Raw genomic sequence first — 11,674 nt, 5'->3', positions numbered from 1 at the left:
CCTGCGCGTTTTCGAGGTCCTGCGGGGGGACCTGCGGGACGGCTGGACGACCACCGCCGTCCCCGCAGGAGAAGGGGATCAGACGCGAGCGAAGCACCACACGCCGAGGACGAGGAAGAGTACGCCGAAGAGGGTGGCGAGAGCGGTGGAGGCGACGGGGCTCACACCGAGCGCGACCGGCGCGCGCTGGATGGTGCGCGCCCCGGTCCAGACGAGGAGGGCGGCACCGAACAGCGCGAAGGCCGCACCGGCGAAGCCCGCGGTCACACTCTCCATGTCCGTACCCCTCTCACACTCGCCACCCCGGCCGACGCCGTGGCGCTCGTACGCCGCCACGCTTGTCGTGGCCCTTACCGCCATGCTGCTCGGGCGGCTCGGGCGGCTCGGCAGAGGGGAGGCTGCCACGCCGGGGAGGCTTCGTCACGAACGCCGGACGAACACCGCGCGGCCGCCCGGCGAACGGCCGTGAGCGGAACCCGCGTGGAGCCCCGGCCCGGCACGCGAGCAGACATGGAGGCACTGGTCAGACGGCTGTTGAAGCTCGGAGAGTGCGGCTCGGGTGTACGGAACGGAGCCGCGACGGAGCACCGGGGAGGCCGGTGGCACGGCGCGGTGTCACCGCACGGGGTCCAGGAAACCTTCCTCCACCAGCAGCCGGATCGCCTGCGGAGTGCGGTCGCGCAGCAGCACCGGGTCCTCGGCCATCAGCTGGGCGATGGCGTCCAGAATCCGGCCCGCGGGCAGCGAGCCGTCACACACGCCCGCGAAACCGGCCGCGACGGCGTCGACCTTGGTCGCCCGGAGCATGCCGCGGTGCTGACGCAGCACCACGTGCTCGGGGTCCTCCGCGCCCGGCAGCCCGACCTGCTCCTGCACGACCTCCTCGGCAAGGGTGAAGTGCGCGGCGAGCAGCGCCGCGTCGTCGTGTTCCCGCAGATAGTCCTGCCGCGCGAAATGGGCCTCGACGGCGGTTCCGAGGGGCTGTTCCACGGCGTGCGGCCACTCCTCGGCCACGAGCGAGGGATTCCCGGCGGCGGCCGCGGCGGACTTCCGGAGCGTGATCCAGCCGAAGCCGAGGGCCTTGGTGCTGCGCGCTTCGAACTCGTCCAGCCAGGCCTCGTACCGCTCGGTGTACAGGGCGGGGTCGGTGCGGTGGTCGCCGCTGTCGCGCAGCCACAACTCGGCGTACTGCGTGATGTCCTGCACCTCCCGCTGCACGATCCAGGCGTCACAGCCGGCGGGCACCCAGGAGCGCACCCGGTCCTGCCACTCCTCGCCCTCCACGTGCTGCCAGTTGGCGAGGAACTGCGCGTATCCGCCTTCGTTGAGCCGGTCCCCGGCCTGTTGAACGAGGGTCCGGCACAGGTCGTCGCCGCCCATGCCGCCGTCGCGGTACGTCAGCCGGGCACCGGGCGAGATGACGAAGGGCGGGTTGGACACGATCAGGTCGTACGTCTGCGAACCGACCGGCTCGAAGAGGGAGCCCTCCCGCAGATCGGCAGGGCCGGCTCCGGACAGGGCAAGGGTGAGACGGGTGAATTCCAGCGCGCGCGGGTTGACGTCCGTGGCCGTGACCGTGGTGGCGTGCTGAGCGGCGTGCAGGGCCTGGATTCCGGAGCCCGTGCCGACATCGAGGGCGGAGTCCACGGGCCTTCGTACGGTGATCCCGGCGAGCGTGGTGGAGGCCCCGCCGACGCCCAGGACGACGCCTTCCTCGTGCGAGCCGATGCCGCCGGCCCCGCCGACCGCGCATCCCAGGTCGGACACGATGAACCAGTCCTGGCCTTCGGGCCCGCCGTAAGGCCGTACGTCGACGGTCGCCCTGACCATGTCGCCCTCCTGGACCGCCCAGCCGTCCTCCACGCACTCCTCCAGCGGGAGGGCCGCGGCGGCGGCGGGGGCAGGAACAGGGCGCTGCAGAAGGAACAACCGCACCAGCGTGTCGAGCGGCGAATCCCCGCGGGTGGCCCGGAGCGCCGGGACGGTCTCGCTACGGGCGAGCGCGGCGTACGCGGGCGCGCCGAGACGTTCGAGGAGGCCGTCGGCGGTGAAGGCGGCGGCGATCAGGGCTTCGCGGAGCCGGGGGGCGCGGTCGGATGCGGGAAGGCTGGGCGTACTCACCCGACCATTGTGTCCGCTCCCGCCGACAACGGCAGCGGCCCGGCGCCCACTGGGCGGCCAGGCCGCTGCGAGGAGGCCTCCTCCACAGGGCTTCGCGCCGTCACGGCAGCTCGCTGTCGCCCTGGCCCGTCGTCGTGCGCCGTTACGACTTCTCGCTCACCGTTACGACTTCCCTGCCGTTACGACCTCTCCGCCATTACGATTTCTCACTCGCCGAGGCCGAAGGCGATGCGGACTTCGACGCCGGGGCGGACGGAGCGGAGGCGGGCGGAGCCGAGGCCGTCGGCTTCTGGCAGCCCTTCTGCTTGGCCATCGCGGAACCGACCTCGCCGGACTGGAGCTTCTTCAGCGCCTGGTCACCGTTGGTGCTGATCTTGTTCAGCTCGTCGGCGATGTCCTTGAGACCGTCGGCGAACTTCGCCTGGTCCTTCGTGTCGAGCGCGTCGACCTTCGTCTTCAGGTTCGCGTAGGCCACCGAGGAAGCGCTGAGTTCCTTCACGGCCTCCTTCTGGGTGGTCTCTCCGCCGTCCACGGGCGGTGCGCCCGCCGACTGCACGGCCGTACCCAGCGCCTTGTACGCCTGCGAGATCTGCTGGAAGGCGGCCGAGTCGGTCTTCTGGACGTCGGCGGGCTTGCTGTTGTCGGCCGTCTGCTGCTGGATCGCGGCATTGGCGTTCGCGATCTTCTGCAGCTGCGGCTGAACCTGGTCGCAGACCTTCTTCGCCCAGTCGTTCACCTTGTCGTCGCTGTCGTCGCTGCAACCCGACAGTGCCAGTACGAGTACCGCACCGCCGGACAGTGCGGCTGCAAGCTTCTTGTTCACCGGATTGGGTCCCTTCCAAGGCTCTCGGCCCCGGAACTTACACGCCAAGTGGGCGACAATCAGGCGACGGGCATCCGATATATATACTTTTGAAGCCATTTGCACCAAGGGAAACGAGGGAGATACAACTCACCTGCCCACTCGGACACATGTCCGGACCGACCCGGACAGCAGGCGGGTGGCGGGCCGCGAAAAGGGCGGACGGCGCGTCAGAACACGCCGTCCGCCGCTGTACTGAGCGGGTGTCGGTCACCGGGCCGCCCGCCCCTCACCTCTCGCGTCAGGAAACAGCCGCAGGGCCGGTGGACCTGTCAGGGCCGCCCCCGCCGTCGTCACCACCGCCGTCGCCGTCGCTGTCTCCCACGGCGATGCCCCGCCGTTTGGACACATAGACCGCGCCGACGATGACGACGACCGCCACGACGGCCACCAGGGTCCGTACGCCCGCACTCGCGTCATCTCCGTAACTGAACTGCACCACTGCGGGGGCGATGAGCAGCGCCACGAGATTCATCACCTTGAGAAGCGGGTTGATGGCAGGGCCCGCCGTGTCCTTGAACGGGTCGCCGACCGTGTCGCCGATGATCGTCGCCTCATGGGCCTCGCTGCCCTTGCCGCCGTGATGGCCGTCCTCGACGAGCTTCTTGGCGTTGTCCCACGCGCCACCGGAGTTGGCGAGGAAGACGGCCATCAGGGTGCCGGTGGCGATCGCGCCCGCGAGATACGAGCCGAGGGCACCGACGCCCAGCGTGAATCCCACCGCGATCGGCGCCAGGACCGCGAGCAGCCCGGGTGTGGCCAGCTCGCGCAGCGCGTCCTTGGTGCAGATGTCGACGACCCGGCCGTACTCCGGCTTCTCCGTGTAGTCCATGATCCCCGGGTGCTCCCGGAACTGCCTCCGCACCTCGTGGACCACGGCCCCCGCCGAGCGGGAGACCGCGTTGATGGCCAGCCCGGAGAAGAGGAAGACGACCGCAGCTCCGAGGATCAGGCCGACCAGGTTGTTCGGCTGTGAGATGTCCAGGCTCAGCCCGAGCTCTCCCGACTGTGCCCCCACATCGTCGACCGCGGTGGCGATGGCGTCCCTGTACGAACCGAAGAGCGCGGCCGCGGCCAGGACCGCCGTGGCGATCGCGATGCCCTTGGTGATGGCCTTGGTGGTGTTGCCGACGGCGTCCAGGTCCGTGAGGACCTGGGCCCCCGCCCCCGTGACGTCCCCGGACATCTCGGCGATGCCCTGGGCGTTGTCCGAGACCGGGCCGAAGGTGTCCATCGCGACGATGACACCCACGGTGGTGAGCAGCCCGGTCCCTGCCAGGGCCACCGCGAAGAGCGCCAGCATGATCGACGTACCGCCGAGCAGGAACGCCCCGTAGACGCCGAGACCGATCAGGAGCGCGGTGTAGACGGCCGACTCCAGGCCGATGGAGATACCCGCGAGCACCACGGTGGCCGGGCCGGTCAGCGAGGACTTCCCGATGTCCCGGACAGGGCGCCGGCTGGTCTCGGTGAAGTAGCCGGTGAGCTGCTGGATCAGGGCGGCGAGCACGATCCCGATGGCCACGGCGACCAGGGCGAAGACGCGCGGGTCTCCGCCGTGCGAGGCGATGGCGTCGTCGGTGACCCCGTCAAGCCCGGCGTACGACGAGGGCAGATAGACGAAGGCGGCCACGGCCACGAGGACGAGGGAGATCACGGCGGAGACGAAGAATCCGCGGTTGATGGCGCTCATCCCGCTCCGGTCGGCACGCCGGGGAGCGACCGCGAAGATCCCGATCATCGCGGTGACCACCCCGATCGCCGGGACGATCAGCGGAAAGGCGAGCCCCGCGTCGCCGAAGGCGACCTTGCCCAGAATGAGCGCGGCCACGAGCGTGACGGCGTACGACTCGAAGAGGTCTGCTGCCATGCCCGCACAGTCACCCACGTTGTCGCCCACGTTGTCGGCGATGGTCGCGGCGTTGCGCGGGTCGTCCTCGGGGATGCCCTGCTCCACCTTGCCGACAAGGTCGGCACCTACGTCGGCGGCCTTGGTGAAGATGCCGCCTCCGACCCTCATGAACATGGCGATCAACGCGGCACCGAGACCGAACCCCTCCAGCACCTTGGGCGCGTCGGCCGCGTAGACGAGCACCACGCAGGAGGCGCCGAGCAGGCCGAGGCCCACCGTGATCATGCCGACCACACCACCCGTGCGAAAAGCGATCTTCATCGCTTTGTGCGAAACCGTGGTGAGATCCTTTTCCGGTTCCCCTTCCGCGGGAGTCGCCTCACGCGCGGCGGCTGCCACACGCACATTGCTGCGGACCGCGAGCCGCATGCCGATGTATCCGGTGGCTGCCGAGAAAAGCGCACCCACCAGGAAGAACAGCGAGCGCCCCGCACGCTGCGACCAGTTGTCGGCCGGGAGCAGCAGAAGCAGGAAGAACACGACGACGGCGAAGATGCCGACGGTACGCAGCTGCCGGGCCAGATAGGCATTCGCGCCTTCCTGGACGGCCGCCGCGATCTCTCTCATGCGTTCGGTGCCTTCACCCGCGGCCAGCACCTGGCGTGCGAGCAGCTGGGCCATGACCAGCGCGGCCAGGGCGACGACCGCGATGACGACGACGATCAGCCGATTGCCATCGGTGAGTACTGCGGCTGCGAGTGAGGTGGACCGGCCGGAAGGTGCGGGAACGTGCGTCAGTTCTGCGAGTGGGGTGTTGAAGAACTCCGCCATACGTCCTCCTTGACGCTGAGCGCTCAAGACGTGGACGGATTGTAGGGAGCCGCGGCCGATCAAAACAGTGGGTGGTCAATGAAATCGACTTTCGTCCACCCAATGACAAATGATCTCGCTCGCGCTTGAACTCGAATGCAGTAATGGGGCAGAGGCGTGGCGCGCACGGAATTTCCGGAGATCATTGATCAAGCGCAAAGAAAAAGGCCCTGCTCAGCAGGGCCCGAAAACGTGATCGCGCCTACCATTCGAGGGCCGCGCGAGGCGGGGCAGGCGCCACGGCCGGCGGGCCGGGGCCGCGTCCGGCGGGCCGGGGCCGCGTCCGGCGGGCCGGGGGCTGCATCCGGCGCGAGGGGCTGTGTCCGGCGGGATGGGGCCGACCGGGCGGCGTGGGTCAGGGAAGCACTACGGCGGAGGCCGTCGGCCAGGTCATGCGGATCACTCCGCCGTCCGCACCCGTGCGGACCTCCACGTCGTCGACCAGCCCGCTGATGACCGCGAGGCCCATCTCGTCCTCGCTGTCGGCGTCGGTGTCCGGCTCGCCCCGGCCTCCGCCGCCGGGCGTTCCTGGCGGCGAGGCATCGCTTCCCCGGGCGGGAAGCCCGTCGCCGACCTCGATGGAGAACGCCTTCTCCTCCTCGGTCAGAACGACCGTGACCGGGGCGGCGATGTCATGGCTCCGATGCAGCCCTACGGCGCGGCTGCACGCCTCGCCGACCGCGAGCCTGACCTCGTCGAGCACCGCCTCGTCGACCCCGGCCCGGCGCGCCACGGCGGCTGCCACGAGGCGGGCCGTCCTGACGTGTTCGGGCTGAGCGCTGAAGCGGAGTTCAACGGTTGGCATGCCATCCCCCTCGAACGTATGGGCGTGCATCTCAGGGGCCCGGGCGTGACGCCCGGGTACCCCTGCTCTCATTCCCCTCCGGGAACCGACGAAGCCGGCAGCCGACCGCATGGGTCGACCGCCTGCTCATGGCGGCCTGACTGCTGCCGCCTGCCGGTCTGTCACTGCGTGCCTGCCGGCCTTCTGGCTGCCGGCCTGCACCGACGGTCAGTCGGTAGCCGCGACAGCCTCGTCGACCGTGGTGTGGATGGGAAACACCTTGGTCAGACCTGTGATCCGGAAGATCTTGAGAATGCGCTCCTGGTTGCACACCAGGCGCAGCGAGCCCTCATGGGCCCGGACACGCTTCAAGCCGCCCACGAGCACGCCGAGGCCGGTGGAGTCGAGGAAGTCGACGCCTTCCATGTCGACAACCAGGTGGTAGCTGCCGTCATTCACCAACTCGACCAACTGCTCGCGCAGCTTGGGCGCGGTATACACATCAATCTCGCCACCGACCTCGACGACCGTACGGTCGCCACCAGGCCCGGACACATTGCGAGTCGACAGGGACAGGTCCACGGATCCTCCAGCACCTTGCTATCGAGCGGTCGCCCCTCGGTCTCCCCGACGGAGGCCAGGGGACGGATCGCCAGCCGCGATGGCATTCAATCACTTACCAGCAGCCATGCACGACGCCTTGGGACCATTGTCCGCCACGCCAGTGACACACTCGGTGCCGATGGCCAAGAATCACCGCCCCAGTCGACCACCTGAGAACGCGGGCTCGCGCCCCTCTCCCATGGTGGTTCTCGACCGGCTCGCCGCAGCGGCGGGCCGGGCAGCGCGCATCACTCATACGGAGCACTTGCCCCCGCGTGCGGGAACCCATGCCCTCTGGCCTGATCGCATCCGGCCAGAAGTGATCTCGGCAATCAGCCGGGCCGGAATCGACCATCCGTGGACGCATCAGGCCGCCGCCGCCGAACATGCCCTGGACGGCGAGTCCGTCGTGATCGCCACCGGGACGGCGTCCGGCAAGTCGCTCGCCTACCTCGCTCCGGTACTGAGTACCCTCCTCGACGGCTCCGATGCCCCGAACGGCCGTGGCACCACCGCCCTGTACCTGGCCCCCACCAAGGCCCTCGCCGCCGACCAGCGCCGAGCCGTGAAGACGCTCGCGGCACCTCTGGGCTCCGCGGTACGGCCCGCGGTCTACGACGGGGACACGCCGGTCGAAGAACGCGAATGGGTGCGTCAGTACGCCAACTACGTCCTGACGAACCCCGACATGCTGCATCGGGGCATCCTTCCGTCCCACCCCCGCTGGGCCTCCTTCCTCCGCGCCCTCCGCTTCGTCGTCATCGACGAGTGCCACACGTACAGGGGCGTCTTCGGCTCCCATGTCGCCCAGGTGCTGCGCCGCCTCCGCCGCCTCTGCGCCCGATACGGATCCGACCCCGTCTTCCTCCTCGCCTCCGCCACATCGGCTCAGCCCTCGGTCGCCGCGGGCCGTCTCACAGGCCTGCCCGTCAAGGAGGTCGCCGACGACGCCTCGCCCCGGGGAGAGCTGGTCTTCGCCCTCTGGGAGCCGCCGCTGACCGAGCTGCACGGCGAGAAGGGAGCCCCCGTACGCCGTACCGCCACAGCCGAGACCGCCGACCTCCTCACCGACCTGACCCTCCAGGGCGTCCGCTCGGTCGCCTTCGTGCGCTCCCGGCGCGGAGCCGAGCTCATCTCCCTCATCGCCAAGGAGCGGCTCGCCGAGGTGGACCGCTCGCTGCCCGGGCGTGTCGCCGCCTACCGTGGCGGTTACCTGCCCGAGGAACGCCGGGCCCTGGAACGGGCACTGCACTCCGGAGACCTGCTCGGACTGGCCGCCACCACCGCACTGGAGCTCGGCATCGACGTCTCGGGCCTGGACGCCGTCGTCATCGCCGGCTATCCGGGCACCCGTGCCTCCCTCTGGCAGCAGGCGGGCCGAGCCGGGCGCTCGGGGCAGGGCGCCCTGGCCGTCCTCGTGGCCCGGGACGACCCCCTGGACACCTTCCTCGTCCACCACCCTGAGGCACTGTTCCAGCAGCCCGTGGAGTCGACCGTGCTGGACCCGGACAACCCGTACGTCCTCGCGCCCCACCTGTGTGCCGCCGCTGCGGAACTCCCCCTCACGGAAACTGACATCGCGCTCTTCGGGCCCGCGGTGCCCGAGCTTCTGCCGCAGCTGGAGGCCGCGAAGCTCCTGCGCAGAAGGACGACGGGCTGGCACTGGACCCGCCGGGAGCGCGCCGCCGACCTCACCGACATCCGCGGCGGAGGCGGCCGTCCGGTCCAGATCGTCGAGGAAGGTACCGGGCGTCTACTGGGAACCGTTGACGAATCAGCGGCGCACACCGCTGTTCACGAGGGTGCCGTCCACCTCCACCAGGGCCGGACATATCTCGTCCGCACGCTGGACCTGGAGGATTCGGTGGCTCTGGTCGAAGAATCGGTCCCTCCCTACTCGACCAACGCTCGCGACACGACAGCGATCACCGTGCTGGAGACGGACACCGAGATCCCCTGGGGTGACGGGCGGCTCTGCTTCGGCTCCGTCGAGGTCACGAACCAGGTCGTCTCCTTCCTGCGCCGCAGGCTGATCACCGGAGAGGTCCTGGGTGAGACCAAGCTCGACCTGCCGCCCCGCACCCTCCGCACCCGTGCCGTGTGGTGGACGGTCACCGAGGACCAACTCGATGCCGCCCGGATCAACCCGGAAATCCTCGGAGGCGCCCTGCACGCCGCCGAACACGCCTCCATCGGAATGCTGCCGCTCTTCGCCACCTGCGACCGCTGGGACATCGGCGGTGTCTCCGTTCCGCTGCACCCCGACACCCTCCTTCCCACAGTGTTCGTCTACGACGGCCATCCGGGTGGCGCCGGCTTCGCCGAGCGCGCCTTCCACACGGCCCGTACGTGGCTCACGGCAACGCGTCAGGCCATCGCGTCCTGCGAGTGCGAGGCGGGCTGCCCGTCCTGCATCCAGTCCCCCAAATGCGGCAACGGCAACGAGCCACTGCACAAGCGGGGCGCCGTACGCCTCCTGACCGAACTGCTCAGGACCGCGCCGCCCGATCCCGGGGAAGGTCATCCGGCGGAGGGCTCGTAGGGCTCGTGTCCGGAAGGCACCGCGGGATGAGGCCGTATGCGCGATCCGGCTCCTCGGCGTATGCCGGGCAGACGCAACCGATGCCGGGCAGACGCAACCGAGGGGGCCGACCGAGCCGCCAGGGCCTACGGGGGCTCCTCCGGAGGCCCCGCTCTCGATCTGACCTCAGGTGCGTACGGGCCGAAGCGCGCTCGGGCGGTCACGTCGGCGATCTCGCCCTGGACCCCGCAGCGCACGATCTCCGCCCCCTGGGCCGCAGCGACCTCGCCGGCCGCCCCGCACGCCGCCTCCGCGCCCCGCAGCGCCTGGTCGGCAGCGGCGAGCGCCGCCAGATCCGCCGCGCCACCAGCCCTGTGACGGGCGGACACGGCCTGGCCGAGAGCGAGCAACATCGCGAACACCGCGCAGAGTGTCACCGTCGTGACCGCCACCCAGACAGTCGCCAGCCCTCGGTCCCCGGCTCCGGGACGGAATTCCGCCCTCCTCACGGCTCCGCCCCCACCGTGTCCTCGGCCAGTGCGACTGCCTCAGCACTCAGAGTCAGACCCAGCGGACCAGGCCCCGGCGTCGGTGCCTCCACCCTGACCCTCCACAGCGCCCCGGTCCGCTCCACGTCGACCCGGGCACGGCCCGGCGCCGCCTCCTGTGCCGCGGACCGTACGGATTCCTGCGGCTCGGACCGGGCCGCGGCCCGTGCCCCGGCCCGTGCGGCATCCACACAGCGGATCTGGTCCGCCGCGGCGACCAGCGCCCAGACGAGTGCGAGAACGAACGCCACCAGCACGGGAAGGGCCATGGCTGCCTCCGCCGTCACCGCTCCCCGGTCGCTGCTCCGGTCCCTCCGCGTCTCCTCAGAACTTCGCATCGAGGGCGTCCTTGATCAGCGACTGCAGCGCGGACAGCACCGCCCCGCTGGTGACCACCTTGTAGAGCACCGCCGCGAACGCGCAGGCCGCGATGGTCCCCACCGCGTACTCGGATGTCGTCATCCCCTGGTCCAGGCCACGGCGCCGGGCACCGGTGCCGAACCTGGCCTCCCACGCACGACGCAGCGCGCTCACAGACCGCTCCATGGCATTCCTGTTCATCTCAACCCCCATGTTCACAATCCACGTTGTTCCGATCCGAACTTCGATCCAGCGCTTCGGCGGGGTCCCGGCCATCAACTCGGGCTTGCCCCGGACGTCAGGCGGGATTCCGGCTGCTCCCGCTCAGCCGCGGTGCAACAGGCCGGTCGCCAGCCCGATCACCACGGGCGCCACGCCCACTGCCAGAAAGGCGGGCAGGAAGCAGAGCCCCACCGGTGCGGTGATCAGCACGCCTGCCCGCTGAGCACGTGCCACGGCCGCACTCGCCCGCTCGGCACGCATCTCATCGGCCAGCCGGGAAACCGGCTCCGCCGCAGGTGCCCCCGTCGAGGCGGCACGCTCCAGGCAGCCGGCCAGTGGCCCGGCACCCGGCAGGCACCCGAACCGGCCCCAGGCCTCGGCCGGTTCTCCTCCGAGCAGGATCTCGGCAGCCGTACGAGCCAGCCGCTCACCGACCGGGCCGCCGATGGATTCCCCGACCGCCTCCGCCGCGTCCCGCGGACCGGCACCCGCCGAAAGGCAGGACGCCAGCAGATCCGCGGCGATCGGCAACTGGCGGAGGATCAGAGGCGCCTCGTCGTCGGGGCCGGCGGCGCCACGCACCCTGACGGAGCGCCGCCACCGCCGCACGCCGAACGCAGCCGCAAGACCGATCCCGGTCCCCGCCGCACCGCCGACGAGGATCCAGCCGGCCGCCCAGACAGCCAGAAACACCGCCCACCGTCGAGCACGGTTCCAGCCAGGCGCCCGTACGTCCGTCCACCCCTGCCTCGGGCCGGCCGCACAGCTCTTGGCCAGCAGCGCCCCTCTTCTGCGTATCGCCCGCTCATGCCGCCGGCCGGTGAGGGCGAGGGCGAGATACGCGGCTGTGCCCAGCCCCGCGCCCACCGCACCAGCAACCCCCAACGCATCACCCGCACCAGGCATGCCGCTCACGAACGCATCACTCGCA

The 11,674-nt window shown here is 70.4% G+C and carries 11 protein-coding genes; 1 reads left to right on the top strand and 10 read right to left on the bottom strand.

Annotated elements, in window-relative coordinates:
* Nucleotides 1-78: 78 nt before the first annotated feature.
* The 6 genes from ACIREO_RS33820 to ACIREO_RS33795 all read right to left on the bottom strand — a co-directional run bounded on the left by ACIREO_RS33820 (nt 79) and on the right by ACIREO_RS33795 (nt 7,071).
* Nucleotides 79-276, bottom strand: a complete 198-nt coding sequence (locus ACIREO_RS33820; protein WP_404117264.1) for a hypothetical protein — start codon at nt 274-276, stop codon at nt 79-81.
* 339 nt (nt 277-615) lie between these two features.
* Nucleotides 616-2,121 carry a methyltransferase gene (locus ACIREO_RS33815; RefSeq protein ID WP_404117261.1) on the bottom strand — a complete coding sequence of 502 codons (1,506 nt, stop codon included), beginning with the start codon at nt 2,119-2,121 and terminating at the stop codon, nt 616-618.
* Nucleotides 2,122-2,317: 196 nt separating this feature from the next.
* Nucleotides 2,318-2,944 (bottom strand): small secreted protein, encoded by a 627-nt coding sequence (locus tag ACIREO_RS33810; protein ID WP_404117258.1) that lies wholly within the window; start codon nt 2,942-2,944, stop codon nt 2,318-2,320.
* A gap of 280 nt (nt 2,945-3,224) precedes the next feature.
* Nucleotides 3,225-5,666 carry a sodium-translocating pyrophosphatase gene (locus ACIREO_RS33805; RefSeq protein ID WP_404117256.1) on the bottom strand — a complete coding sequence of 814 codons (2,442 nt, stop codon included), beginning with the start codon at nt 5,664-5,666 and terminating at the stop codon, nt 3,225-3,227.
* A 394-nt stretch (nt 5,667-6,060) separates the two neighbouring features.
* Nucleotides 6,061-6,510, bottom strand: a complete 450-nt coding sequence (locus ACIREO_RS33800; protein WP_404117254.1) for an ATP-binding protein — start codon at nt 6,508-6,510, stop codon at nt 6,061-6,063.
* Between the two features lie 207 nt (nt 6,511-6,717).
* Nucleotides 6,718-7,071 carry an STAS domain-containing protein gene (locus tag ACIREO_RS33795; RefSeq protein ID WP_003967428.1) on the bottom strand — a complete coding sequence of 118 codons (354 nt, stop codon included), beginning with the start codon at nt 7,069-7,071 and terminating at the stop codon, nt 6,718-6,720.
* Nucleotides 7,072-7,150: 79 nt separating this feature from the next.
* Here ACIREO_RS33795 and ACIREO_RS33790 point away from each other — a divergent pair, with 79 nt between their 5' ends.
* On the top strand, nt 7,151-9,634 hold the full coding sequence (locus tag ACIREO_RS33790; RefSeq protein WP_404117251.1) for a DEAD/DEAH box helicase: 2,484 nt from the start codon (nt 7,151-7,153) through the stop codon (nt 9,632-9,634).
* Nucleotides 9,635-9,759: 125 nt separating this feature from the next.
* Here ACIREO_RS33790 and ACIREO_RS33785 read toward each other — a convergent pair whose 3' ends face one another.
* From ACIREO_RS33785 to ACIREO_RS33770, 4 genes are all read right to left on the bottom strand, one after another.
* Nucleotides 9,760-10,035: an Rv3654c family TadE-like protein gene (locus ACIREO_RS33785; protein WP_404117249.1), complete on the bottom strand. Its 276-nt coding sequence runs from the start codon at nt 10,033-10,035 to the stop codon at nt 9,760-9,762.
* Between the two features lie 83 nt (nt 10,036-10,118).
* Nucleotides 10,119-10,499 (bottom strand): TadE family type IV pilus minor pilin, encoded by a 381-nt coding sequence (locus ACIREO_RS33780; RefSeq protein WP_404117246.1) that lies wholly within the window; start codon nt 10,497-10,499, stop codon nt 10,119-10,121.
* Nucleotides 10,486-10,722 carry a DUF4244 domain-containing protein gene (locus tag ACIREO_RS33775; protein WP_404117244.1) on the bottom strand — a complete coding sequence of 79 codons (237 nt, stop codon included), beginning with the start codon at nt 10,720-10,722 and terminating at the stop codon, nt 10,486-10,488. Before ACIREO_RS33775 ends, ACIREO_RS33780 begins: the two co-directional genes overlap by 14 nt.
* A 123-nt stretch (nt 10,723-10,845) precedes the next feature.
* Nucleotides 10,846-11,649, bottom strand: a complete 804-nt coding sequence (locus ACIREO_RS33770; protein ID WP_404117499.1) for a type II secretion system F family protein — start codon at nt 11,647-11,649, stop codon at nt 10,846-10,848.
* Nucleotides 11,650-11,674 lie beyond the last annotated feature (25 nt).

It is taken from the genome of Streptomyces sp. NPDC102441, from assembly GCF_044765585.1.
GTDB lineage: Bacteria > Actinomycetota > Actinomycetes > Streptomycetales > Streptomycetaceae > Streptomyces.
Note: the sequence above shows the minus strand (reverse complement) of the source record. Positions and strands in the feature narration are given on the sequence as shown.